The following is a 25,161-nucleotide window of genomic DNA, read 5'->3' on the forward strand; positions in this document are numbered from 1 at the left end:
GATATAAAATAAACCTTCTAGTTCAGTTTTGAATAGTATACAACCAACTGCACTTTGTTGCTCTCAGTGTTGCTGATGATAGCCCGGTATGGCCTTGTCTCTGGCGCAATAGAGAACACTCCACTTTGAGTAGGAACAACTGTTGCTGATGCCAATAGCAAGCCTGTATTCGGCTTCTTGTCCAGCAGCATTGCCTGGAAGTATGATGTGATATTTAGCGTATACCTGTTCTTCTCACTGTCATAAGCAAGTGGTGCTGGGAACGCTGTGCCGTTTATCTGTCCTACTCCGTTTTGCTGCACCGCTATCGGATTGCCATTGGCATCTTTCAAAATGCGGTTTGTATTGTTTGTCTGATACAACACCAGTTGTGGCGGAGCTGGCAAGGCCGATGTTGATGATGCCTTCACAGGGATGATCAACTCAGCACGGTTGATTATGATTGTGCCGGCTGCTTGTTTAAACTGCTGCAAGTATGGCAGGGTAAGTTTTGTAACAAGCTGCGTGTTGTTTTGAATGTAGCTTTCGTTGCCTGTTTGTTTAGCAGGTATGAAGTTACCTTTTTGAGTTAAGCTAGCTACAGAGGTGCCTGTGCGATTTCCTTCAAAATTAGTAAAGTAATCTACAGCAGAGCTTTGCGCAAAACGGAAGATATGCTTTTTCTTGTCAGCTCCGTTTTTGTAATGTACTACAATTTTTGAGCTGTCAGCAGCCAGGTTAAGAGCTAAAATGCTAGATGGATCACCTGCAGGAGCAATAGCCAAACCTTTAAAGAAAGCCTCGAAGTTTGCTTGAGACTTAAGCGGCGCCTGACCAGACTGAGCCACAAAATCGTTAATTAAGCTTTGCGGTAGCTTTATCTTTACAAGCCTCTTTGCTGCTGTAGAGTCTACATCAAACTGCTTTTTCTTTTCGTAAAGCAAGGGAACAAGCGTAGTAGAGGCAAGTGGTGTTGCTTCTTTTGCCAGTGTAGATGTTGTAAAGTATGAAGCTTTTTCTTGGAAGCCCTCCGTTAAGCGAAATACGTTTATCTTTAGCGGCTCTGTTTTGTTGCCATAGATAAAGCTGTAGTCCAGGGTAAGCACCATAGAGTCTACCTGCGGATTTTCGCCAAACGTAATGTCGGCACCATTTAAAGCTACTTCTGTATAAGTTGTAGCTTTTAAAGTGCCTAGTACTGGGTCTGCTAATATACCTACTTGTGCAGGTGCTACCTTAAACGACAAGATTGAGTCGGGTAAGAGTACCGTGCCTGTGTTTATTGTAATTGTATCTGTAAAATTGGTGCCTATCTGGTTTTCATCCTGCAGGTCAATGCCAATTTCTGTTGGGTCGTCGCAGGATGCAAGGGTGGCGATAGAAAAGAAGAATAATAGAAATCTCCTAACGGCTAAGTTCATTATACAGGGTGTAGTATGAGTCTAAAAGGGTGTCGTCGGCGCTAACGGTGCTAATGCTTTTTGTCTGCATAAACTCGTTAAACAGTTCGTTGATATTTTCGCTAAAGTTTTCGTTCGTTTTGATAACAGAGTCAGCGTACTCCATACCAATTTTAATAAAGCTATCCAGATCAGCAGTTTTCAGGTGCTCCAGCATGCTGTCATCGATGTCAAGCATTTTCACTTTCTCCAGCAAATCCCCGTCAAACTTATGCTTATAGTTGTGGTTGTACACAGTAAACATCGACTTGGCATCCTTAAAGATTGGATCTTTTTTGTAAGTTGTCTTTAAGTACATCGGTATCAGACCTGTCATCCAATCATTGCAGTGTACAATGTCTGGTGCCCAACCAAGTTTCTTCACTGTTTCCAGCACGCCCTTGCAGAAGAAGATCGCACGCTCGTCGTTATCCTGGTGAAACTTGTTGTTCTTGTCAACGAAAACGGATTTTCTGTGGAAATAGTCTTCGTTGTCAATAAAATATACTTGCAGCTTGGCATTCGGGATAGATGCTACCTTAATAATCAGTGGCTTTTCGTCGTCGCCAACAGCAATATTGATACCTGAAAGGCGTACCACTTCGTGCAAACGATTTTTACGCTCGTTTATTAGGCCAAAACGCGGAACAAAAATTCGGATCTCCATCCCACGTTCCTGCATACCCTGTGGCAGCGTCTGCAAAAACTCGGCTACTTTAGTGGTTTGTAAGAAGGGATTGATCTCGGTGGCGGCGTAAAGAATTCGCAATTTGGACATAATAAAAAGTTAAAAATTAATAAGCAACAGTAATGGGACGTGCAAAATTAGTATTTTTTATTCTAATTTTCAATTCTATACGTTATAACTTACATTTGCCGGCCTTAAACAAGACAACAAGCATACCAACCAATGGAAGTTATAAAGCAGGTTAGCACCATCCGCGAAAAAATGCAGTCTCTTAGGTGTAGTGGCAAGCGCATAGGCTTTGTACCCACCATGGGAGCACTGCACGAAGGGCACCTGCAACTGCTTCGCGCATCTAGCCGTGAAAACGACGTAACGGTGTGCAGTATTTTTGTAAACCCCACCCAGTTTAATAACCCGGAAGATTATAAACTGTATCCCCGTACCTCAGAGCAGGATATCGCGCTTTTACAATCTGTAAACTGCGACTACCTTTTTTTGCCTGATGCACAAGAAGTATACACACAACAGACGCTGCTGCAGTTTAGTTTCGGAGCGCTGGAGGCGGTAATGGAAGGTGAGCACCGGCCGGGGCATTTTAATGGAGTAGCCACCATTGTAAGTAAACTATTTCATTATATAACACCACACCGCGCATACTTCGGGCAGAAGGATCTGCAGCAGGTAGCTATTGTGCGGCAATTGGTGCAGGCGCTGAGTTTTGATTTGGAATTGGTATGCTACCCAACAGTGCGGGAAGAGAGTGGCTTGGCCATGTCGTCAAGAAATGAGCGACTGAATCCAGAGCAAAGAGAAGTTGCTGCCAACCTATACAAAGCACTGCAAATGGCAGCAAGTATGTTGCCGGAAAAACCAATTCAAAGTATAAAACAGGAAGTGGCTGACTACCTGCAAAGTATAAACCAGATAGAACTGGAATATTTTGAAATCGCCGATCCTGCTACGCTGCAGCCTGTAAAGGATGTAAAGCAGGATCAGGAGATGGCACTGTGCATTGCGGCACAGGTAGGTCCGGTGCGCCTGATCGACAACATACTGGTGAATCTAAATAAGGAGTAAATTGTTTGGTTAGCGTGCAAGGCATACTGCTTAGGCTTTGGTAGTTAATCTGCGGGCAATTGCCTAACTTTGCGGCTTATTACAAGATCACCATGTATATTGAGGTTTTAAAATCGAAAATTCACCGTTGTAAGGTAACACAGGCCGAGCTGCACTATGTTGGCAGCATTACCATTGATGAGGACCTGATGGATGCCGCCAATGTAGTGGAAAATGAAAAAGTACAGATCGTTAACATCAACAACGGTGAGCGCTTTGAGACTTATGTAATTAAAGGCGAGCGCGGCACCGGTACTGTTTGTTTAAATGGCCCGGCTGCGCGTAAAGTGCAAGTAGGAGATATCGTAATTGTAATTTCTTACTGCAGCATTAAGTTTGAAGACGCTAAAAACCACACGCCAACACTTGTATTCCCTGATCAGCACAACCGCCTGGTGTAAATTCCTCGCATGAAAAAGCTGCTCTCATTTCTGAAATACGCACTGCTGCTGGGCGTATCTGCATTTTTGATGTGGTATGCCCTGAAGGAACTTGACTTTCAGAAAATGTGGGACGAGCTGAAGAATACCAACTATTCCTGGATTGCTGTGTCGCTGCTGATGGGAGTGGCTGCTTATATAAGCCGTGCTTACCGTTGGCAAATGCAGATAAAGCCTACTGGCCATAGTCCGTCGCTGCTGCACACGTATCGCGCCATGATGATTGGTTACCTAGCTAACCTGGTGCTGCCTAGAATGGGAGAGGTGGTTCGGTGCAGCATACTTAAGCGATCTGATAATGTGCCAGTGAACACAGGCTTCGGAACTGTAATCGCCGAGCGGTTTATAGACATGATCATGCTGTTGCTGGCTGTAGGTATTACCTTTCTGGTAGAGTTTAACCGTATTCGTAATTTCTTCCTGGGGCTGTTCACAGAAAAGTATACCGGCATGGAGCAAACTATTAACTCCCTGTATTGGGTGTTTTGGGTGTTGCTGGGTGCTGCCGTGGTTATACTTTTCATTATGCTGCGTTACCTAAATCGTTTGCGGAAAAACGCATACTTTAAAAAGGCAGTGGGTTTTGTGAAAGGCATGTTGCAGGGAGTATTTAGTATAACCAAACTCGATAAACAAGCTGTTTTCTGGGGCCATACTGTTTTTGTGTGGCTGATGTATTATGCCATGAGCGTGGTGGTGTTCTTTGCCATGCCAGCCACAAGCGAACTGAGCTGGGGAGCGGGTTTGTCGGTTTTGGTGATAGGCAGTTTGGGAATGGCGGCGCCGGTGCAGGGCGGGATAGGAGTATATCATTTGCTGGTGCAGGCAACGCTGCTGCTGTATGGAGTGCCCAAGGAGGCTGGTATGGCCTACGCTTTGCTGGCGCATACTTCCCAGACACTATTGGTCGTTGTAATGGGGGTGCTGAGTTTTATAGCAACTATGCTACAGCGCACTCAACCGTTGGTAACACAAGAGCAAACATCTGTTCATGAACTCAAGCGATAAGATTTACACGCTGCCGCAGCTGCAGGAAAAGCTACAAGTATGGCGCGCACAGGGCCAGAAGATTGTTTTTACAAACGGTTGTTTCGATCTGCTGCACCTGGGCCACGTGGATTACCTGGAAAAAGCACGACAACTTGGCGATAAGCTGGTGCTTGGTCTTAACACAGATGCGTCAATTAGCCGTATAAAAGGTCCAAGCCGCCCCCTTCAGGACGAAATGTCACGTGCGCGGGTAATGGCATCTCTTTTGTTTGTAGATGCAGTAGTGCTCTTTGACGATAATACACCGCTGGAGCTGATCAAAGCCGTGCAGCCGGATATACTGGTGAAAGGCGATGATTATGCAGTGGAGCAGATCGTGGGGCATGAGGTAGTGATGGCCAAAGGCGGCGAGGTGAAAACAGTACCGCTTGTTAAAGGTTATTCTACTACCAACATCGTAAAGAAAATAGAGAATCAACTAAACGAAAATAGATAACTATGATCTGGATTATAATGATTGCCATGATGCTTGCAAGTTGGCTTGTAAGCTGGCGATTGAAAAGCAAGTTTAAAGAATACTCTCAAACACCTCTAAGCTCTGGACTTACAGGCCGTGAGGTGGCAGAAATGATGCTGCGCGACAACGGCATTACTGATGTGAGAGTAATTTCGGTGGCAGGTCGCTTAACTGACCACTATAACCCAGCTGATAAGACTGTAAACCTGAGCGAGTACGTGTATGAGGCACGAAGTGCAGCGGCTGCAGCCGTAGCAGCGCACGAGTGTGGGCACGCAGTACAACATGCAAAGGCATACGCATTCCTGAAGTTCCGTTCGGCAATGGTGCCTGCTTTAAGTATAGCCTCGCGCTACATGCAGTGGATTCTGCTTATTGGTATCTTTATGATACAGTCTACGCCGGTGCCGCTGGCAATTGGTGTAGCCCTGTTTGCCCTGACAACTCTCTTTAGTTTTGTAACGCTGCCGGTAGAGTTTGATGCCAGTAAGCGTGCCCTTGCCTGGATTGACCGTCGTGGCATTGTAACAACTCAGGAACATGGCATGGCAAAAGATGCACTTAAATGGGCAGCCTTAACCTACGTAGTAGCTGCACTGGGTTCTCTGGCCACGCTGCTGTACTATGTTTCTATTTTGATGGGCCGCCGCGACTAAGGTGTTCAACAGAAACGACATATAAGTATAAACGCCGCTTGCACATAGTTGTAGGCGGCGTTCATTGTTTTTAGTCGCTTTTTCTAAAGCAAGAGTGTCTAAACACAGATAATTTATTCGGCTAACCTAACATTTATTAGGCTTACTGGTTGATTTAATTGCACTGTATTTCATAGTTTTGTACACTTATAATTTATTGTTTCAACAGAATCGTTTATATACACAAGTATGAATTTCCAATTAACAGAAGAGCATCTGGCAGTACAGGCTGCTGCACGCGAATTTGCACAGACAGAATTGTTGCCAGGCGTTATTGAGCGCGATGAGCACCAGAAATTCCCTGCCGAGCAAATCAAGAAAATGGGTGAGCTTGGCTTTATGGGCATGATGGTGGACCCGAAGTATAATGGAGGTGGCATGGACACAATTTCCTATGTGCTGGCCATGGAAGAAATCTCTAAGGTAGATGCTTCAGCTTCTGTAGTAATGTCTGTTAACAACTCACTTGTTTGCTGGGGTATCGAGAAGTATGGCTCTGAAGAGCAAAAGCAAAAGTATCTAACCAAACTTGCTACAGGCGAGATCATTGGTGCGTTCTGCTTGTCTGAGCCAGAGGCTGGTTCCGACGCTACTTCACAGCGCACTACTGCCGAGGACAAAGGTGACTACTACCTACTTAACGGCACGAAAAACTGGATTACGAACGGCAGTACTGCATCTGTATACATTGTAATAGCACAGACAGACGTAGCCAAAGGCCACCGCGGTATCAACGCCCTTATTGTTGAGCGTGGTATGGAAGGTTTCGAGATCGGTCCTAAAGAAAATAAATTGGGCATCCGTGGCTCTGATACACACTCTCTGATGTTTACTGACGTTAAGGTTCCGAAAGAGAACCGTATCGGCGAGGATGGTTTCGGCTTTAAGTTCGCGATGTCTACGCTGGCAGGTGGCCGTATCGGTATCGCTTCGCAGGCATTAGGTATTGCCTCTGGCGCTTACGAGCTGGCAGTAAAATACTCTAAAGAGCGTAAAGCGTTTGGTGTTGAAATTGCGAAGCACCAGGCTATCCAATTTAAGCTGGCAGACATGGCTACCAATATAGAGGCAGCACGTTTGCTTTGCCTACAGGCAGCGCACGATAAAGATACGCATTCGGATTATGGCAAGTCAGGTGCTATGGCCAAGCTTTTTGCATCAAAAGTGGCGATGGAAACAACTGTGGAGGCTGTACAAGTTCACGGCGGTTACGGTTTCGTGAAAGAGTACCATGTGGAGCGTTTAATGCGCGATGCAAAAATTACACAAATTTACGAAGGTACTTCTGAGATACAGAAAATAGTAATTTCAAGAGAATTGCTCAAGTAAATTTAGGGTTAAAACATTGTCTCCATGCTGTTTAGGCTAAGAATAGCATTTCTTGAATTAAAATTTATTTTTTAAAAATATTTTGAATTTTATAAAGATTAATCTTAGCTTTAAGCCAAATTTAAAGGGTTTATAGTATAAAAGTTAGTTGGTAACACACATGGAAGATTACAATAAGATTATTGAATCGCTTGGGGTGCGGTTCATTAAGGCAAAAAATCTGGTGTTGCAGCAGCCATTTACGGTTCGCAACGCCTACGATGTAGGCAATAACTTGATCCTGCTTCATAAAGGTAGCATCTTCTTTGGGGACGAAGAGCAAATGGTTGAAGAGGGAGAGTTACTGTTTATACCTGGTGGCCGTAGCACGAAAGTAACCTACGGACCTGCCGGAGAAGGAAAGACAATCTCTAACGATGACCTGATCACGAATAAAGAGAAGTTCTTCAAAAACAACAACGATCTTGACTTGATCGGTGATGCTGAGGAGAGCCACAGCTTTGTAAGCTTCGAGGCAAAAGTATTTGACTCGGTTAACTTCTTTGCTTCGCTTGATTTGCCGGCCTTCCTTATCTCTAACAACAACAAGCTAGCCAACCTGGTTATCAAAGTTGTAGAAGAGAGCATGCAGGAGTTGCCAGGTAAAGAGCGTCTGATCAATATCTATACAGAGAACATTGTTGTAGAGATCGTGCGCCACATCCTGCGCAACAGAATGTTTGTGGAGCAGTTGGCTACGAACAGCACTTACTTCAAAGACCCTCGCCTTATCGACCTGTTCAACTACATTAAGGAGAACTTAGGTGGCGACCTGTCTAACAAAGTGCTTTCTAACGTGGCAAACGTTTCGGAGGATTACGTAGGTCAGTACTTCAAAATGCTGACGGGCATCAACCCGCAAGATTACATCGAGTACCAGCGTATGGAGCGTGCTGTGTTCCTGCTTAGAACCACTAAGAAGAGCATTCGTGAGATCGGTAAAGAAGTTGGTTATAAAGATACCGCTTACTTCTGCCGTCGCTTTAAAATGATGTTTGGTATACCTGCCGGTAAAATGCGTCGTCGCGAATCAGCGATGAACATCTAAGGCAACGTTATACGAAGCGATAAGATTAGAAACCTCGGCCAAAAAGCCGGGGTTTTTTTCTATGTGGTTGCCTACCACAATTACATCTGCTCCGGCGTCTAAGGCTGTTTTTGCTTTATGGGTTGTATTAATGCCGCCGCCAACTATTACCGGCACATCAACTGCCTCACGAACGGCGGCAATCATCTCTGCGGTTATTGGTTCTTTAGCTCCGCTGCCGCCATCCAGGTAAATGTACTGTAGGCCCAGTAGTTCGCCGGCCATAGCGGTGCAGGCAGCAATAGCAGGTTTGTCGTAAGGCAAAGGAGTAGTGCCACTCATGTAAGAGGCTGTGGTCTGGCGGCCAGAATCTACAAGTATATAACCGGTTGGGTAAATCTCCAGTTGGCTGGCCTTAAGTATAGGCGCAGAAATAACATGATGCCCGATTAAGAACTCCGGGTTGCGCCCAGATATAAGTGACAGCAGCAAAATACCATCGGCTTGGGCATCAATGTGCAGGCTGCTGCTCGGGAAAAGTATAACCGGGATATTGCTGTGCTCCTTAATGAGTTTGATTATCTCGGCTTGGTTTTGAGACGTGATCAGGCTACCTCCAACAAAGAAGAAGTCAACTTGATGTGATGCGCTTAGCGAAAGTAGTTGCAGGCAGGATGCCTCGTTGAGGTTGTCCGGGTCTAACAGAACAGCAAAGTGCTTCCTGCCTGGTATATGTTTTTGTAAGCGAAGGTTCTTAAATGGCATCCTCTTTCGGAACAATAATCTCAGTTGTCTCTACTACAGTAACCTCTTCTACAGGGGCTGCTGCAATATCGTTATTTTCAGAGATACTATTCAGATGATCGCTTACCTTTTTCGATATATACATGAGCAGTAAGGCTGCTGCCTGCGACGAAATTACCTTCGCCACATTTGAATCTAGTACACCTTTCGAGCTTTTCTTGGACTTCTTTGGTTTCTCTCCAGTGTCAGCCATAGATCTAGCGTTAAAGCCGTAGCCTCCTGCCTGTTCTACTGTAGCAGACTCTTGTTCAGGCATAACCGGAATGCCTGCCGAATCATAGGCCCTGGTCTGCTTTACTTTTTTGTCCTTTTTAGCTTTTTTTTTACCGCTGCCGCTTATCATACGCTTTAGCAGGTAACCGGCTAGTATAACGCCTCCTGCCATGGCAACTTTTTTGCCTATTTCCTGCCCTTGGGTTTTAATGCTATCTACATCACCCATTAAGGCATTTTTATACTCTTCTTTTTGCCGTTCTAAAAAGTCACGTTCATTATCAAACAGCGGGTTCGATAGTTCGCTCATATGCTTTTCTCTCTTTTATCAGATTTATAGATCGTATTGTTTAAAGATTTGTCGGCCATCTCCTGGAACATCTTCTTGTCCAGTCCCACGATCAACACCACGAGTAAAATAATGTAAATAAGCGCTACTATGCCAAAGCCCCAGAAGGTACTGTCGAGCAGGTGGTTGAGCAGCAGACCTAAGAAAATGCTCACAAATATAACGCACATCAGAGCCGCAAATCCAAGCAAAACAGCATGTATCGTATTTACTAGTGCAGCTTTTAGTTTTTCTTGAATTTCTAATCGTATGATATCTATACGGGTGTCAATATAACCCATTAGGTTCTCGATTAGATTAGTGCTTTTTTCGCGTGTGCCGTTATCAGGAATTTCCATAGTTTATAAGTACTTGTTTTGTTGCTGATACTGTATACGTGGGTAGGTGTAAAAATTTACGCCAAGTATAACCGATTAAAAGTGTAGTACGGAATTTGATGTATATTGTCGGTTTTTAGTTAAATTTAACGTTAATCTTTTTAAAGATTCTGCCTGTTTGAACCGTAACTACTATAGCGTTTTAGGCATAAGCCATACGGCCACCACGCAAGAGGTAAAGGCTGCTTACAAGCGTCTTGCTATCAAGTACCATCCTGATAAAAATCAGGGTAATGTACTAGCAGAGGAGATGTTCAAACAAATCAACGCAGCTTATCAAACTCTCTCAAACCCAAATAAAAGAGCCCGATACGACCTGCGCCTGCAGTACCAGCGTGAACGCCAGCGCGTGCTGCGCCAGCAGCAGGCATACCAGGTAGACCCGCGTTACTACCAAACCCGCCAGCCTGCTGGAGTCTCAGAACGTTACTACCGGCCTATCAGGCGCGAAACATATAAGTTCTCCCGTAAAGACTGGTATATCACTATTGCTTTTGTGGCAGGGCTGCTAACGTTTAGCCTGCTGCTAAAGGTCGTAATGGATTACGTTACCGGAGAAGACAAGTATAAAACAGCTTTAACTTACATAGCAGACGGTAAGTATAGCAGCGCGCATAGGCTGCTTTCTGATGCCATACATTTTATGCCCGAGAATGCTGATGCGTATGAGGCTAGGGCGATGATAGAGTTGGATGTTTATGAAAACTACCCGGCAGCATTGGATGACCTGAACAAAGCGCTTAAGCTACGCGAGAGCCCATCGGCACAAGTATACTTTATGCGAGGGCGCAGCTATCAGCAGTTGGAGCAGTACCAGCAGGCAGAAAAGGATCTTACGCGGGCACTGGAGTTAAACAGTAATTTCTGGAGTGCTTACATGGCAAGAGGGGAGGTTCGCTTGTTTTTCTTAGGGAAGTATGAGGATGCTATTTCTGATTTAACAGTCTTCCTAAAAAACAGCAGGATTGGCAGCGAAAAATGGGTGTCTGCACTTACCTATAGGGGCTTTGCTTATTCTAGGTTAAAAGATTTTTATGCAGCGGAGCAGGATTACCGTATGGCCTCTGAAATAGACAAGCAAAATGGCAGGGCTTTATACTTGCTGGGCCGTAACGAAGTTGAACAACAGAAATCAGACTCGGCGTGCGCGCACTTTTACCAGGCTTATCAATTGGGCTACTCTGCGGCATTGTTCGAAATGCGTATGAATTGCCAGGAAATGCTTCCGCAGTAAACTTGTGGTGCACTTAGTTGTTAAATACTAAGTATAGTTTGCCGTAGAGCACTGGCCTAAAAACAAAAAACCCTTGCCGTTTCTGACAAGGGTTTAGCTGGTGGTGATGATTGGAATCGAACCAACGACACAAGGATTTTCAGTCCTTTGCTCTACCAACTGAGCTACATCACCAGCTTTTTTGTTGCCCTTTCGTTTAAGGGTATGCAAAAGTAGTAACTAACTTTTAAGTAGCAAACTTTCTTGGGAAAAATATTTTAAAATGTTGCGCTAGCGTACGTTTTACCCATTATTCTGCTATCTTTATCTACAAATTAGTATGTATAACGAATAATTGCTGTGATAATAGGAATCGAAAACATTATCTTCTTGATTGTGGCTGCCCTGGGTATAGGGTTGTTTGTGTGGCAGATCCGCAAAATCCGCAAAAATGTGCTCATGGGCCGCGATATGGAAATAGCGGGCAATCCTTCTGAGCGAATAAATAAAACATTACTGGTGGCTTTCGGTCAGCAGAAAATGTTTAAGCGCATGCTGCCGGCTGTGCTGCACCTGTTTGTTTATGTCGGCTTCTTAGTAATTAACATAGAAGTGCTGGAGATTCTGATTGATGGCGTATTTGGCACACACCGCATCCTTGGCTTTGCAGGTATTCTTTACAGCGGTCTAATGTTTATCAACGAGATATTGGCTGCTCTGGTAATTGTTGCCTGTATCATGTTTTTGTGGAGACGAAACGTGACAAAAGTACCGCGCTTGGCAGCCGGCGTAGAAATGCGCGCTTGGCCAAAGCTTGATGCAAACATCATCCTGATCACAGAGATTGTGCTGATGTTTGCGCTTTTTGCCTTTAATATCTCTGATCTTAAACTGGCCCAGTTAAGAGGCGTTGAAATTGCTGGTGCCTATCCTGTAAGCTCTCTGTTTGTAAACATACTAGGCAGCGACCCGGATAACTTATATGTGATTGGCAGAGTAGGCTGGTGGTTTCATATTATAGGTATACTTGCATTCATGAATTACCTGCCAAGTTCTAAGCACTTCCATATTATTATGGCCTTCCCGAACGTGTACTACTCTAAGCTGTTGCCAAAGGGTAAATTTACAACCAACCCGGCTATTACGCATGAGATCAAAGCTATGCTGGACCCAAGCTATCAGCCGCCTGCCCCTGAGGTAGACGCTGAGGGTAACCCGGTAATGCAGCGCTTCGGTGCTAAGGATGTGGAAGACCTGACGTGGAAGCAGTTGATGGACTCCTATACTTGTACCGAGTGCGGACGCTGTACTTCTGTCTGCCCGGCCAATATTACAGGCAAGCTGCTTTCGCCGCGTAAGATCGTGATGGATACCCGCGACAGAATGGAGGAGAAAGGGGAGAGCCCTGCCATCTTTAGGCCAAACCACTACAAAGAAATGGGTGTGGAGCGTGTCGAGACAACGGAAGAGAAAACGCTGCTTCGCGGTTACATTACTCCGGAAGAGTTGTGGGCCTGTACTTCTTGCAATGCCTGCGTAGAGTCTTGCCCTGTAAACATAGACCAGCTTTCTACTATTATGGACCTGCGCCGCTACCTGGTGCTGGAGGAGTCTGCTGCGCCGGCTTCGCTTAACGCTATGTTCACTAACATTGAGAACAACGGTGCTCCTTGGGCCTTCTCGCCTTCAGATCGCTTTAACTGGGCCGAGGACCTATATGTACCTAGCAAGAATTAAATTGTTGATTGCGAATAGTTAATTGCTTTATAGTTGAGTGTTGTTTGAAAGAGTTGTGGATAACACAATAATCAATCAACAATCAACAATCCTATAAAATCAGATGGAAGAGAATAAAAGATTAGTGAAAGTGCCAACGATGGCAGAGATGGCAGCCAATGGCGAAGAACCGGAAGTGCTGTTTTGGGTTGGCTGTGCCGGTGCTTTTGATGACCGCTATAAAAGAGTTACCCGTGCCTTTGTGCAGATACTGGAGCACGTGGGCATAAAGTATGCCGTATTGGGTACTGAAGAAAGCTGTACCGGCGATCCGGCCAAGCGTGCCGGTAACGAGTTCCTGTTCCAGATGCAGGCGCTTACAAACATTGAGGTGCTGAATGCTTACAATGTAAAAAAGATCGTTACGGCTTGTCCGCACTGCTTTAACACTATCAAGAACGAGTACCCTGATTTGGGAGGTAACTACGAAGTAATCCACCACTCCACGTTTCTGCAGCAGCTGATAAACGAGGGTAGAGTAAAAATACAGGGAGGAGGCGAGTTTAAAGGTAAGCGCATCACTTTCCACGACTCCTGCTACCTAGGCCGTGCCAACGATATTTACGAGGCGCCGCGCGATGTGCTGGCTGCCCTGGATGCCGACCTGGTAGAGATGAAGCGTAGCCGCGCCAATGGCCTTTGCTGTGGTGCCGGTGGTGCGCAAATGTTTAAAGAGCCTGAGCCAGGCAAGAAAGACGTTAACATCGAAAGAACAGAGGAAGCCTTAGCTACTTTGGGAGCTGGCAACGGAGTAATTGCTACTGCTTGTCCTTTCTGTATGGTAATGATGAACGACGGTGTGAAGAACAAGGAGCAGGAAGAAAACGTACAGGTTTTTGATATTGCTGAATTAATAGCACAGGCCGAAGGACTAAGTAGATAATTGTTGATTGCTACCTGTTAATTGCTGCTAAGTTTATACTTAGACAGACAGTTCAGAAACAACAATCAACAACCAATAATCAACAATTAAGTATGTATATTCCGTTTGACGAATTGCCGCCGCATGCGCGCCTGTGGATTTACCAGGCTAACAGGCCATTTACAGAGGCAGAGCAAACTGAAATAAAACCGCTTTTGCAACGTTTTGCTACTGAGTGGAGTAGCCACGGAAAAGGGCTGCAGGCATCTGCTAATTTGCTAAACGGTCGTTTCCTGGTTTTGGCCAACAATGAGACGGCCACGGCGGCAAGCGGTTGCTCCATCGATGCCTCCACGCGGTTTGTGCGGGAGCTGGAGGAGCGTTTTGGTGTTTCATTCTTCGATCGCTCTCAGCTTGCCTTTTTAAACAACGGTGAAGTGGAGACAATTGCCATGAGCGACCTGAAGAGCAGAGTGGCGGCAGGCGATGTAAATAAAGACACGTTATACTTTGATACGTTAGTAAACAATTACGGAGACTTGCAGCAGGCATGGCCAAAACCGGCCGGCTCCAGCTGGCTCTCCAGGTATTTCTGATTAGGGAAACTCTAACCTATACTTGTTCATGCATCAAACACTACAGATTAAGCCATTGGCACATCAACTAAAACTGATTAGTTTATTTCTGGTGCTGGCGCTGCTGCTCGGCTCTTGTGGGGCAAGCAGGTATATAAGCAGGGGCGATAAAAAGTTTGGGGAAGAGGAGTATGAGCGTGCCATCGAATTTTACAAACAGGGTCTAGGCAATGCCAATAACCCGGGAGAGGTAAACTTTAAAATAGCGGAAGCTTATCGCTTGTCTAACCGACTGGCACAGGCTGAGCCGTTTTACAAAGCTGCCCTGGATAATAACTACAAAAAAGAAGATGCCTTCTTCTACTACGGCATAGCGCTAAAAGCCAACGGCAAGTATGAAGAGGCACTTAATCAATTTGAGGACTACCTGAGATTAGGCGCAAACCCGCAGCTTAAAGCAAAGGCGGCCCGCGAGGTAGAGAACTTCAGTACCCTTAGCGATATTCTGCGCAAAGCTCCGCGTTACGAAATCCAAAACCTGGAAGCACTAAACACAGAAGCTTCAGAATTTGGCCCATATGTGTTGAACAACGAACTGGTATTCTCTTCTACGCGTGGCCCGGGTAAAACATACTTAGGTAACGGCGAAGGCTTTATAGATATATTTGCCACTACCCTTACTGATTCTGCCGCTGCGCTTGGCGGTGCCGTGCGCAAGTATGAAAGTATAAACATGGAGGGTATACATGATGCCTTAACCACTTTTACCAACGAAGGCCGCACCATGGTGTTTGCGCGAGGCAACGAGGGTAGTAAAAAAGGGCGTCAGAACGTAGACCTGTTCATCACGCATTTCCGCTCCGGAGCCTGGAGCGAGCCAGAGCTGCTTAAGATCAACGATCCGCGTGCCTGGGATTCATCACCAGCCTTTACGCCAGATGGCAGAACATTATACTTCTCATCAGACAGAAGAGGAGGCTTAGGCGGCAACGATATTTATAAATCAACTTTGGATGGCAGCGGACGCTTCTCCACACCTGAAAATCTTGGCCCAGGTATAAACACGCCAGGTAACGAAAGCTTTGTTTCTGTTGGTCCAGATGGTACGCTCTACATCGCTTCAGATGGTTTGCCAGGTTTAGGCAACCTGGACCTGTTCCGCGTGGAAAATGGTGTGCCTGTGAATATGGGGCAGCCGATAAACTCTCCAGGCGATGATTTTGGTATCTTTTTACAAAACGAGACCACAGGTTACTTTGCATCTAACCGCGACGGTGGCAAAGGCGGCGACGACTTGTATTCCCTTTCCAGAACAAAACGTAAAGTTGTTAATTTCTTTGTGGATGGTACGCTGTATCAGTTGCGTGAAGGCGCCCGCCAGCGCACGGCAGTTGCCAACCATCCGGTGGTTTTGCAAGATGAACAAGGAAACAAATTGCGTACTGCAACCACAGACGAAAACGGACAGTTTGACTTTGCCCTGGATACAGCCTCTACTTATTTTTTAGTATCGGAAAAGCCGGGTTTCTTTACGGCGCGTCAGAGTATTACAACGGTAGGCAAAATGCCAACGCAGGACCAGCTAACGGAGGAGGAAAACGAGGTGCGCCTAACGGCTACACTGGTGCTGAATGAGATTGTGAAAGAGAAGGCAATTGTACTTGAGAACATCTTCTACGACTTCGACAAAGCTAACATTAGACCAGACGCAGCCATAGAGCTTGATAAACTAGTGCAGGTGCTGAACGATAACCCAAGCATCTCCATTGAGCTTAGCTCTCACACTGATGCCCGTGGCAGTGACGTTTATAACCAGGACCTGTCGCAACGCCGTGCAGAGTCAGCCGTGGAGTATATTATCTCGAAAGGCATAGACCGCTCACGCATCACAGCAAAAGGCTATGGCGAGAGCAGACCAGTAGTTAAAAATGCCACTACTGAAGAAGAACATCAGCGAAACCGACGTACAGAATTTAAAGTGGTGCGTATACAAGAATAATCAGTGTAGCGCTACAAACAAAAGAGGCAGCATGTTTAACCGTGCTGCCTCTTTTGTTTAAAAGGTAATTCTATTATCTGAAGTTATACTTCAAGCCAACGGCAACATTATTTATCCTGTTTATTGGCATGTCTTTAAAGCTATCGGTCTTATAGCCAAAAAGTGCATGGCGATAGTCTACAGATAAAGAGATAGGCACTTTAGCAAATGAGTACTCCAGACCAATGCTGCCAATGCCGATAAGGTTTGTTGATAGTGGCTGTTCTTCTCTGTACCTACTCACCTCAGTACCTGTTACGCCAAGGCCTATGCCTGCGTAAGGCCTTAACCGTTGCGATGTTAACAATTGGGGCTGCCACACATATTGTAAAGACGCATGATAACCTTTGTCGTAGTCTGCAGTTCCTGCCTGCGCCTCTACTGCAAACTCCGGGCTGATAAAATGCTTTGCCGTAACAGTAACGTCAGGCCTGAATCTGTAAGAAGGAGAGAAGCGTAAGCCAATGGCAGTTTTGTAGCTGGAAATCGCATTTGGTTTAGAAGTGGGAGCATCATCTTGTGCTAGTGCAGGAAGTGCAAACAGACACAGAGCACCCGAAAGGGATAAGAGGAGTTTTCTTTTCATAGTTTTAGTAGTGCTTAATTTTCGAATATTAGCATAACAGCATATATCCATGTTTATTATACAGCCACATAGATAAATTTTCCTGGCCATTGGTTGCCTGAAATCTGAATATGTACAATTAAGATTCGCTTATCCCCGTTGCTTTGTTAAATTTGTAAGCAAATCATCCACAACTATGGAAGACAATAGATATTTGCGCCGCGGCGTTTCTGCCTCCAAGGAAGACGTGCACAACGCCATCAAGAACATCGACAAAGGACTTTTCCCGAAAGCATTCTGCAAGATCATCCCTGATATACTTACCGGCGACCCCGAATACTGTGCCTTAATGCACGCCGACGGAGCCGGCACTAAATCATCGCTGGCTTACATGTACTGGAAAGAAACCGGCGACATGAGCGTGTGGAAAGGCATTGCCCAGGATGCTGTAGTGATGAATACTGATGATCTGCTGTGTGTGGGAGCTACTGATAATATCCTGCTTTCGTCAACCATTGGCCGTAATAAGAATCTGATACCGGGTGAGGTAATAGCTGCCATCATAAACGGCACCGAAGAGGTGCTGCAGATGCTGCGCGATAATGGTGTAGGCATTTACAGCACAGGCGGCGAGACTGCTGACGTTGGCGATTTAGTACGCACCATCATTGTGGACAGCACCGTAACCGCACGTATGCGCCGCGATGAGGTAATCTCGAACCATACCATACAACCCGGAGATGTGATTGTGGGCTTCTCCTCTTCGGGACAGGCTAAGTATGAGACAGAGTATAACGGCGGTATGGGCAGCAACGGCCTAACCTCGGCACGCCACGATGTGTTCCATAAATACCTGGCAGCCTCTTACCCCGAAAGCTACGACCCAGAATTACCCGCAGATCTGGTATACTCCGGCAATTACCGCCTGACCGACATTGACAAGGAAACCGATATGGAAATGGGCAAGCTGGTGCTTTCGCCAACCCGTACCTATGCCCCAATTGTGATAGAGATACTAAAGCAGCACCGCCAGCACATACACGGTATGGTGCATTGCAGCGGAGGCGCACAAACCAAAGTGCTTCACTTTACCGAGAAGGTACACATCATTAAAGATAACCTGTTCCCGGTGCCGCCGCTGTTCCGCATAATACAAGAGCAGAGCCGCACCGACTGGAAAGAGATGTACAAGGTGTTTAACATGGGCCACCGCCTGGAAATTTACCTGCCGCAGCAATACGCCCAGAGCCTAATCGAAATCTCTAAATCGTTTGGTGTGGAGGCGCAGATTATTGGCCGCGTAGAGGCAAGCGAACACAACGAGCTTACCATTAAAAGCGACAAAGGCGAGTTTTACTACGAAGGATAATAAAGTATAAACCTATACTTCTGAGTAGCCACAGGTGCATAGCCTGTGGCTATTTTTTGTGGGTGATGTTATAAGTGAAGCTGGAACTACAGGCCTAAAAGTGGCTATACTTTCAGAGAATAGCTGTTTATGCTTAAAGAGAAATGTTAGCTAGCTTGCATCTGATGTTACAAAAGGGGCTGAAAAAGCTTTTTATATATAGTTTTTTCTATCAATCTTGTGCTATGTAAAACTCAAAACCACACACGCATGAAAAAAACAAACTTTTACCCCCCCCCAGTTTTAGATCCACTTGGCTAAGGCTGCTCCTTGTCTTCTTTCTATCCTCCAGCATGGCCATCTGGGGCTGCGACAAAGCCGAGGATGCTGTTGACTCTGTAGCCCAGACGCTAAAGACGGCACAAACACAGCAGGCAAAGAAAGGCGGTGATGCTGACGACAAGTATAAAACCGACAAGACCGGCCAGTATGTGAGCAAAGACGTGCAGGTAACAGGTTATGAAGATGGCAGCGAACGCCCAACCCGCCCCAAGTATGACATCCGGGACTACTCTGCAGAACAGATGGCAATGTTATCCACAGAGTGCGTTAACTGTGAATTGATGCCGGAGCCAGATGAACCATGTGATGGTTGTGGCGGTGGAGGAGGCAGTGGAACGACCATAGTTTCAGATTTTGTCAGTTCATAAGATAAGGGTTTGGTTAATGGCAGTATCTATATACATAATCTTCTGTTTGTAAAAGATAGTAATCCTTTACCCTCACCAGAGTCTGGATATACAAGACTTGATGTCGATTTAAATAAAGGTGCTGGAGGAAAATATATTTATCTAGAATTTACTCGAGATCCAAATAGTGTTAAGCAGGAGCATCCTGACTATAATCTCCGAAATGAGCCTATTACAGATTTTAAGGCCATAGCTTATAATACAGGATTGAGCGAATGGACAGCACCGCCTAAAAACTATTCTTATATCTATGAACACACTCCATATTGGGCGTTAACGAGCTATAAAATTATTGATTTGAATGATGGCGCGGGTGGAAAGTATATTTATGGCTATCAATCTAGGAATTTCGTTGTCTATGGTAACTCAATCAAAGAAGTAGGGATTTTGTATGGTAATAGTAGTTCTATTCAGCCACCATCAGGATGGATCAAACAACCCCAAGATTTAAATGAAGGAGCGGGCGGTGATTATATCTATTTTTGCTATAAGAAATAAGAAGGGCTAATATGAAGTTAATAAGCATAATATTAAAGATGATTCTGTGCTTCTGTTTTTATTATCAGGCTGCAGCCCAGCAGCCTGATAATAAAAGTATAGATTCCTTAAATACCCCTCCTGCCTATAAATTTGCCCTAGGCTTAAAGTATAGCTTTACTAACCAGTACGAATTTGGTATAACTGCAAAATATTTTGTCTTCCCAAAGGGCGCTTTGGAGGCAGGGTATTCGGGTGCGGTATATCGTGGTGCTCGGCTTTTATCTGTAATGTATGAGCGTCATGCAAATTTATATGCCAAAAGACAGCTTTTAGTATACTATGGGGGAGGAGCGGCAGCTCTGATTATTCCTAAAGAAACATATAGAAATCTACTTGGCCGTGATTATAACACAAGCGCTCAATTAGGAATAGGTATTACTGTTGGTGTTGAGAAAAGCTTAGGGCGATTACCATTAGCAATTTCATTGGATACCAAGAGCATATACTTCCGAAACGATGAAAGCACAACTGTTGGTAAAACTAGTCTGACAAATGCCACACTTGGGTTGAAGTATAAATTTAATTAAACAGATAGCTCTGTAGCTAAGTATAGGTTTAGGGATCATCTATAAGCTATAAAACTTTCTGCAGAAGTATCCATTCTAAACTTGGCACAATAATTGGCTTGGTGGAAGTATAAGGAAAAACCTATACTACCATGAAAAAGCTTCTGCTTCCGTTCTTGTTTGTGCTGCTGGCCTTGCCGGTGTTTGCGCAAACCGCTGTGCTTACCTTTACCGCCGAGCGTGGCGAGGTGTTCCACATCCAGCTTGATGATAGAACCGTTAACCACACCGCTTCTAATTTTGTGCGTATCGCGCCGCTAAGGCCGGGCAGACATTATGTGGAGGTGAAGATCAGAACACGCCAGGGAGTATACCAGATGGGACAACGCATTGTAGTGCCAGCTGGTGTAGAAGCTAATTATGGCGTGCGCACAGTAGGCAGAAGCGGAAAAGCATACCTGCGCCTGATCAGCGAAGTGCCTCTGGCGCCTCCTATAGTAAGGCCGCTGCCTCGCTACCCAGATCGCTACGATGACTACGACCGTTATGATCCAGTTCCTCCAAGTTACGATGATCGCTACAGAGGCGACTGCCGCAACCTGATGACAGGCCACGAAGTAGACCGCTTGATACAGACCATGCGCAGCCGCGACTTCGAAAGCACTAAACTAAGTATAGCCCGCGATGCGGTGCGCAGCGGAAGTATACTTGCCGAAGACCTGAAGCGCGTACTACAGCAGTTCGACTATGAAACCACGAGGGTAGAATTTGCCAAGTATGCCTACGACTACCTCTGCGATAAAGAACACTTCTACTACATCTACGACTTGTTCAGGTTCGACAGTAGCGTGCAAGAGTTGGAGCAGTATACAGGCAGGAGGTAAACGCTGAATGAGTGTTTGAATACGATTAACCCACCCCTAACCCCTCCGAGGAGGGGAACTTTCACATGCACGATATTCCCCTCCTCGGAGGGGCTAGGGGTGGGTTCTTACACCTGCTAATGCTTCATAACCCAAGCTTCTATTTCCCGAAGTACGTTAGGCATATCCTGCTTCACCGCAGCATCCTCAAACCGCAGGAACTTAACTCCAAGATTTTCCAGCTCGCTTTGTCTAGCAACATCTTCTTCATACTTGTAATCGTGGCTGTCGCCGTCCACTTCTATAGCCAACATTAGCTCCTTACAGTAGAAGTCTACAATAAAATTGCCTAGCGGTTTCTGCCTATCAAAATCTAAACCGAGCAGTTTTTTGTTCTTAAGTTCATTCCAAAGCAGAGTTTCAGCAAGGGTGCTGTTCTGGCGGAGCTGTTTGGCTAGCTCTTTTAAGTATGGTTTATACGGGATTATCCGGCGTTTCATCTGCAGGTGATTGACCCACCCCTAACCCCTCCGAGGAGGGGAATTGTTCCCTTACCAGTAGCCTATACCATTGATTTATAGGTCCGGTTAAATTGCTAACTATAAATGGATAAGTAGGAGTAAAGGCAAAAACTAAAATTCCCCTCCTCGGAGGGGTTAGGGGTGGGTTCTTGCATCTGTGGAGCTATGAAAAAAAGAAGCCGCTTAAGGATTAACTCCCCAAAGCGGCTTCTCTATTTCAGGAGCACTAAGTTGATTCACTCAATCACTCATCCACTCATTCAAAATTATCTCAGCCTGTCCACAGACCTTACCAAGTCCTCGTCGCGTTTGATAAAGCGGTTAGCCAGGGCGTTAAGCAGCAAACCCAGCATAGGCAGATAAAAGCCAGCCTCGTAGGCACCGTTATGATCAGCCTCTACCAGCTCTGCACCTACATAAGCCGCATAGTAAAATGAGGTACCTAGCAAAGCAGCTAATACCAGCGTGTTCAGCAGGCCCAGTTTCATTTGGTTCAGGCGATTTCTGAACTGGAAGATCTCATATAGTGCAATTGCAGCAGCGGCAATTGCCAGCATTCCTATTGCAATGGCGTTCTTCACAGGAGTACCCTCAGCAGCGTCGGCAGGCATGTAAGACTTAATATTCCAGGCAGTGAGCACAACTTCTTCACCGGTTGTGGCGTCAGTTTTAGACCAAAGAGGTAAAAACAGCATGGCAACCATCGATAGCACCAGCAGTAACAGAAATACGGATTGAATTCTTTGTATCATAAAGGGGTTAATTTAACTTGCAATGAGATACAAAATTAGACAAAGACCGGTAAAACCAAAACATAGATGAACACAGCATACATAGTTGATATACTTCGCACGCCAGTCGGCAAGTTTGGAGGCACGTTAAGTTCTGTAAGGCCAGACGATATGGCGGCGCTTGTAATGAAAGAAATTGTTGCCCGCAACCCGAATTTAGATCCTGCCCTGATTGAGGATGTGGTGATGGGGGCAGCCAACCAGGCTGGCGAAGACAACCGCAACGTAGCACGCATGGCCTTGCTGCTGGCAGGTTTGCCAATGGAGATTGGCGGCGTTACCGTAAACAGGCTTTGTGCTTCAGGTTTGCAGGCTATAATCGATGCCAGCCGTGGCATTACCTGCGGCGATGGCGAAGTATACCTGGCAGGTGGCGTGGAAAGTATGACGCGTGCTCCTTTTGTAATGGCCAAAGCCGAAACCGCCTTTTCGCGTACTCCGGAGATTTATGACACTACCATTGGCTGGCGCTTTACAAATCCTGCCTTATCCCAGCTACATTACCCGTTTGCAATGGGCGAGACTGCCGAGAACGTAGCAGAGCGATATGGCATTTCACGTGAAACCCAGGATGAGTTTGCCCACCAGTCGCAGTTAAAGTATAAAGCAGCTGCCGAAGCAGGTAAGTTTAAAGATGAAATTGTGCCGGTGCGTATTCCGCAGCGCAAAGGCGACGATATTATTTTTGATACAGACGAGCATCCGCGCTTATCATCATTAGAGAAACTGGCAGAGCTAAAACCGGCCTTTAAAAAAGGAGGTTCTGTAACGGCGGGTAACTCGTCAGGTATAAACGACGGCGCTGCGGTTTCAATTATTGTTAGCGAAGATATCCTGAAGCGCTATAACCTGACGCCAATGGCACGTGTGGTATCAGCTGCTGTAGCAGGCGTAGACCCGGCGCACATGGGCATGGGCCCTGTTCCGGCAACGCAAAAGGCACTGAAGCGTGCAGGCTTAAGTATAAACAACATCAGCCTTGCTGAAATTAATGAAGCTTTTGCCTCCCAAGCCGTGCCATGTGTGCAGCAGCTGGGCATCAACCCGGACATCGTGAACGTAAATGGAGGTTCTATTGCCATTGGCCACCCGCTAGGGGCAAGCGGCACGCGCATCTCTGCTACCTTGCTTCACGAAATGAAGCGCCGCAACGATGTAAAGTATGGCTTGGCTACCATGTGTGTGGGAGTAGGCCAGGGTGCAGCCATCATATACGAGAAAGTATAAACCTACAGACCTCGCAGTGTGCAAAGCTACTGCGAATGTATGGATGCAAAAAGCCCGTTCTGTTGCCAGAGCGGGCTTTTTGCCTTATAGGCACAAATCTGAAAAAAGATATTTGCCACTGTAAAAGAGCTTTTGGCACAGGCTTTGCCTATGTGTAATCAAATCAAAACCCAAAGCTTATGAAAAAGTTACTGACGATTACACTGATAGCCATTATGACTTTAGGTAGCCAGCTTGCAATGGCTGACGGACCGGGTAACGGCAAAGGGAAGCATAAAGGCAAAGCCAAAGGCAAGCCATCTTTTGTAGAAGAGAAACACCGCGCCCATGCCGAATGGAAGCGTGAGAAAGAATACGAGAAAGCTTATAAGAAGGAGAACAAGCGTTACGAGGATGATCGTGACGATGATGATACTTGGGAAAGACGCCGTGATGAGCAGAGAAGAAGCGAAGACCGCAGAAGAAATGACGAACGTTGGGAGAGAAACCGCCGAGACGAGAGTCGCCGAAACAATGATCGCTCCCTTGGTCAGGTAATCCTGGATGGCGTTCGTAACGGACAGACGCAAAACAACTAATACTTTTCCTTTCTACATATATTCGTAAACCCGCACATGCCTCAGGCGTGTGCGGGTTTTATTTTATACCTTTGCCATATGCGTTATTTTTTAGAAATAGCTTACGACGGAGGGCGATTTCATGGATGGCAGGTGCAGCCTAATGCACTATCGGTGCAGGAAGTTTTAGAAGATTGCCTGACCAAGATCCTGCGCGAACAGATAAGCACCACCGGCAGCGGCCGCACCGACACCGGTGTACACGCCAGTCAGCAATTTGTGCATTTCGACACAGGACAACAGCTAGACCCGCAACACGTTGTTTACCGGCTTAACCGCCTCCTTCCGGATGATATTGCCGCCATTAATTTATACCTAGTAACTGACGAGGCGCATGCCCGCTACGATGCCTTTGCCCGCACGTACCATTACCACATCACCCTCACCAGAAATCCCTTTAAACGTTACTACGCCTGGCACAACAGCCAACTGCTGGATGTGGAGAAGATGAACGAGGCTGCAGCCATACTTCTGAAGTATGAGGATTTTACGACTTTTAGTAAAGTAAAAGGCGACACAAAGCACTACCGCTGCAATATGTATGAGGCCCTATGGCAACAGGAGGAAGAGGAGCTGGTGTTTACGATCAGAGCTAACAGGTTTTTGCGTGGCATGGTGCGCCTGGTGGTAGGGGCTTTGGTTGATGTGGGGCGTGGCAAATTAACTGTGCAGGCATTTGAGCAGATCATCGCCAGCCAGGACCGCAGCAAAGCCAGCGGAGCCGCTCCGGCAGAAGGTTTATACTTAGCCAAAGTGGAGTACCCGGAGCATATTTTTAAAGTTTAATCTGAGGGTACAACCCTAATTTTAAGCAGGAGTAGTTAGATACGAGACTGCCAGTAATCCTGCAAATCAATTTAAATTTTCCTTCAACCTACCCATCCATAAATCCTGAAAATCCTGATTCAAAACCATTAACTTTGCAGCCGGTTAAAAGCTAAGGCACGTACAGAAGAAATTACACAGAT

At 45.9% G+C, this 25,161-nt stretch carries 28 protein-coding genes and 1 tRNA gene; 20 read left to right on the plus strand and 9 right to left on the minus strand.

Annotation, left to right across the window (positions count from 1 at the left end):
• Window positions 1–17: 17 nt before the first annotated feature.
• Complete coding sequence (locus H8S84_RS15235) at window positions 18–1,400, minus strand: DUF4270 family protein (RefSeq protein ID WP_187068217.1); 1,383 nt, start codon at window positions 1,398–1,400, stop codon at window positions 18–20.
• Window positions 1,384–2,196: a glycogen/starch synthase gene (locus tag H8S84_RS15240; RefSeq protein ID WP_187068218.1), complete on the minus strand. Its 813-nt coding sequence runs from the start codon at window positions 2,194–2,196 to the stop codon at window positions 1,384–1,386. The genes H8S84_RS15235 and H8S84_RS15240 overlap by 17 nt, the downstream gene beginning before the upstream one ends.
• Before the next feature lie 132 nt (window positions 2,197–2,328).
• Here H8S84_RS15240 and panC point away from each other — a divergent pair, with 132 nt between their 5' ends.
• The 7 genes from panC to H8S84_RS15275 all read left to right on the plus strand — a co-directional run bounded on the left by panC (window position 2,329) and on the right by H8S84_RS15275 (window position 8,280).
• Window positions 2,329–3,183: a pantoate--beta-alanine ligase gene (gene panC, locus H8S84_RS15245; protein WP_187068219.1), complete on the plus strand. Its 855-nt coding sequence runs from the start codon at window positions 2,329–2,331 to the stop codon at window positions 3,181–3,183.
• A 92-nt stretch (window positions 3,184–3,275) separates the two neighbouring features.
• Window positions 3,276–3,623 carry an aspartate 1-decarboxylase gene (gene panD, locus H8S84_RS15250; protein WP_187068220.1) on the plus strand — a complete coding sequence of 116 codons (348 nt, stop codon included), beginning with the start codon at window positions 3,276–3,278 and terminating at the stop codon, window positions 3,621–3,623.
• A 9-nt stretch (window positions 3,624–3,632) separates the two neighbouring features.
• On the plus strand, window positions 3,633–4,670 hold the full coding sequence (locus H8S84_RS15255; protein WP_187068221.1) for a lysylphosphatidylglycerol synthase transmembrane domain-containing protein: 1,038 nt from the start codon (window positions 3,633–3,635) through the stop codon (window positions 4,668–4,670).
• A complete protein-coding gene (gene rfaE2 / locus H8S84_RS15260; RefSeq protein ID WP_187068222.1) occupies window positions 4,654–5,148 on the plus strand; it encodes a D-glycero-beta-D-manno-heptose 1-phosphate adenylyltransferase in 495 nt (164 codons plus the stop codon). The genes H8S84_RS15255 and rfaE2 overlap by 17 nt, the downstream gene beginning before the upstream one ends.
• 2 nt (window positions 5,149–5,150) lie before the next feature.
• A complete protein-coding gene (locus H8S84_RS15265; protein WP_230407197.1) occupies window positions 5,151–5,825 on the plus strand; it encodes a zinc metallopeptidase in 675 nt (224 codons plus the stop codon).
• Window positions 5,826–6,053: 228 nt separating this feature from the next.
• Window positions 6,054–7,193 (plus strand): acyl-CoA dehydrogenase, encoded by a 1,140-nt coding sequence (locus tag H8S84_RS15270; protein WP_187068223.1) that lies wholly within the window; start codon window positions 6,054–6,056, stop codon window positions 7,191–7,193.
• Between the two features lie 160 nt (window positions 7,194–7,353).
• Window positions 7,354–8,280 (plus strand): AraC family transcriptional regulator, encoded by a 927-nt coding sequence (locus tag H8S84_RS15275; RefSeq protein ID WP_187068224.1) that lies wholly within the window; start codon window positions 7,354–7,356, stop codon window positions 8,278–8,280.
• On the opposite strand, the gene H8S84_RS15280 is transcribed toward H8S84_RS15275, so the two are convergent.
• From H8S84_RS15280 to H8S84_RS15290, 3 genes are read right to left on the minus strand one after another with little or no spacing between them, the layout of a single operon-like run.
• Window positions 8,263–9,024, minus strand: coding sequence for a geranylgeranylglyceryl/heptaprenylglyceryl phosphate synthase (locus H8S84_RS15280; RefSeq protein ID WP_187068225.1), 762 nt, complete (start codon window positions 9,022–9,024; stop codon window positions 8,263–8,265). The two genes, H8S84_RS15275 and H8S84_RS15280, sit on opposite strands and share 18 nt — an antisense overlap.
• The gene (locus tag H8S84_RS15285; RefSeq protein ID WP_187068226.1) at window positions 9,014–9,586 is read right to left on the minus strand and encodes a hypothetical protein; all 573 of its coding nucleotides are present in this window, start codon (window positions 9,584–9,586) and stop codon (window positions 9,014–9,016) included. The genes H8S84_RS15280 and H8S84_RS15285 overlap by 11 nt, the downstream gene beginning before the upstream one ends.
• Window positions 9,583–9,963 carry a phage holin family protein gene (locus tag H8S84_RS15290; protein ID WP_187068227.1) on the minus strand — a complete coding sequence of 127 codons (381 nt, stop codon included), beginning with the start codon at window positions 9,961–9,963 and terminating at the stop codon, window positions 9,583–9,585. The genes H8S84_RS15285 and H8S84_RS15290 overlap by 4 nt, the downstream gene beginning before the upstream one ends.
• Before the next feature lie 157 nt (window positions 9,964–10,120).
• On the opposite strand from H8S84_RS15290, the gene H8S84_RS15295 reads away from it, so the two are divergent.
• Window positions 10,121–11,236, plus strand: a complete 1,116-nt coding sequence (locus tag H8S84_RS15295; RefSeq protein WP_187068228.1) for a tetratricopeptide repeat protein — start codon at window positions 10,121–10,123, stop codon at window positions 11,234–11,236.
• Window positions 11,237–11,334: 98 nt separating this feature from the next.
• On the opposite strand, the gene H8S84_RS15300 is transcribed toward H8S84_RS15295, so the two are convergent.
• A tRNA-Phe gene (locus tag H8S84_RS15300) sits at window positions 11,335–11,410 on the minus strand.
• A gap of 168 nt (window positions 11,411–11,578) precedes the next feature.
• On the opposite strand from H8S84_RS15300, the gene H8S84_RS15305 reads away from it, so the two are divergent.
• The 4 genes from H8S84_RS15305 (at window position 11,579) to H8S84_RS15320 (ending at window position 16,427) form a co-directional block, all read left to right on the plus strand.
• Window positions 11,579–12,952 (plus strand): 4Fe-4S dicluster domain-containing protein, encoded by a 1,374-nt coding sequence (locus tag H8S84_RS15305; RefSeq protein WP_187068296.1) that lies wholly within the window; start codon window positions 11,579–11,581, stop codon window positions 12,950–12,952.
• A gap of 103 nt (window positions 12,953–13,055) precedes the next feature.
• Entirely contained in the window at window positions 13,056–13,874 is an 819-nt protein-coding gene (locus tag H8S84_RS15310; RefSeq protein WP_230407198.1) for a (Fe-S)-binding protein, read from the plus strand.
• A gap of 92 nt (window positions 13,875–13,966) precedes the next feature.
• A complete protein-coding gene (locus H8S84_RS15315; RefSeq protein ID WP_187068229.1) occupies window positions 13,967–14,449 on the plus strand; it encodes a hypothetical protein in 483 nt (160 codons plus the stop codon).
• A gap of 28 nt (window positions 14,450–14,477) precedes the next feature.
• Window positions 14,478–16,427, plus strand: coding sequence for an OmpA family protein (locus H8S84_RS15320; protein ID WP_187068230.1), 1,950 nt, complete (start codon window positions 14,478–14,480; stop codon window positions 16,425–16,427).
• A gap of 73 nt (window positions 16,428–16,500) precedes the next feature.
• Here H8S84_RS15320 and H8S84_RS15325 read toward each other — a convergent pair whose 3' ends face one another.
• Complete coding sequence (locus tag H8S84_RS15325) at window positions 16,501–17,052, minus strand: outer membrane beta-barrel protein (RefSeq protein ID WP_187068231.1); 552 nt, start codon at window positions 17,050–17,052, stop codon at window positions 16,501–16,503.
• Between the two features lie 175 nt (window positions 17,053–17,227).
• Here H8S84_RS15325 and H8S84_RS15330 point away from each other — a divergent pair, with 175 nt between their 5' ends.
• From H8S84_RS15330 to H8S84_RS15350, 5 genes are all read left to right on the plus strand, one after another.
• Window positions 17,228–18,400, plus strand: coding sequence for an AIR synthase related protein (locus tag H8S84_RS15330; RefSeq protein ID WP_187068232.1), 1,173 nt, complete (start codon window positions 17,228–17,230; stop codon window positions 18,398–18,400).
• A gap of 332 nt (window positions 18,401–18,732) precedes the next feature.
• The gene (locus tag H8S84_RS15335) at window positions 18,733–19,089 is read left to right on the plus strand and encodes a hypothetical protein (protein ID WP_187068233.1); all 357 of its coding nucleotides are present in this window, start codon (window positions 18,733–18,735) and stop codon (window positions 19,087–19,089) included.
• Window positions 19,090–19,098: 9 nt separating this feature from the next.
• Window positions 19,099–19,626: a hypothetical protein gene (locus H8S84_RS15340; protein WP_187068234.1), complete on the plus strand. Its 528-nt coding sequence runs from the start codon at window positions 19,099–19,101 to the stop codon at window positions 19,624–19,626.
• Between the two features lie 11 nt (window positions 19,627–19,637).
• Window positions 19,638–20,195, plus strand: a complete 558-nt coding sequence (locus H8S84_RS15345) for a hypothetical protein (protein ID WP_187068235.1) — start codon at window positions 19,638–19,640, stop codon at window positions 20,193–20,195.
• 131 nt (window positions 20,196–20,326) lie between these two features.
• A complete protein-coding gene (locus H8S84_RS15350) occupies window positions 20,327–21,058 on the plus strand; it encodes a DUF4476 domain-containing protein (RefSeq protein WP_187068236.1) in 732 nt (243 codons plus the stop codon).
• 116 nt (window positions 21,059–21,174) lie between these two features.
• Here H8S84_RS15350 and H8S84_RS15355 read toward each other — a convergent pair whose 3' ends face one another.
• Both H8S84_RS15355 and H8S84_RS15360 read right to left on the minus strand, forming a co-directional pair.
• Complete coding sequence (locus tag H8S84_RS15355; protein WP_187068237.1) at window positions 21,175–21,537, minus strand: endonuclease domain-containing protein; 363 nt, start codon at window positions 21,535–21,537, stop codon at window positions 21,175–21,177.
• Window positions 21,538–21,824: 287 nt separating this feature from the next.
• On the minus strand, window positions 21,825–22,310 hold the full coding sequence (locus H8S84_RS15360; RefSeq protein ID WP_187068238.1) for a DUF4293 domain-containing protein: 486 nt from the start codon (window positions 22,308–22,310) through the stop codon (window positions 21,825–21,827).
• Window positions 22,311–22,376: 66 nt separating this feature from the next.
• On the opposite strand from H8S84_RS15360, the gene H8S84_RS15365 reads away from it, so the two are divergent.
• From H8S84_RS15365 to truA, 3 genes are all read left to right on the plus strand, one after another.
• The gene (locus tag H8S84_RS15365; RefSeq protein ID WP_187068239.1) at window positions 22,377–23,576 is read left to right on the plus strand and encodes a thiolase family protein; all 1,200 of its coding nucleotides are present in this window, start codon (window positions 22,377–22,379) and stop codon (window positions 23,574–23,576) included.
• Window positions 23,577–23,755: 179 nt separating this feature from the next.
• A complete protein-coding gene (locus H8S84_RS15370; RefSeq protein WP_187068240.1) occupies window positions 23,756–24,154 on the plus strand; it encodes a hypothetical protein in 399 nt (132 codons plus the stop codon).
• Window positions 24,155–24,232: 78 nt separating this feature from the next.
• On the plus strand, window positions 24,233–24,979 hold the full coding sequence (gene truA / locus H8S84_RS15375) for a tRNA pseudouridine(38-40) synthase TruA (RefSeq protein ID WP_187068241.1): 747 nt from the start codon (window positions 24,233–24,235) through the stop codon (window positions 24,977–24,979).
• Window positions 24,980–25,161: the final 182 nt, after the last annotated feature.

Origin of the sequence: Pontibacter cellulosilyticus, from assembly GCF_014306105.1 — a bacterium.
GTDB classification, from domain to species: Bacteria; Bacteroidota; Bacteroidia; order Cytophagales; family Hymenobacteraceae; genus Pontibacter; species Pontibacter cellulosilyticus.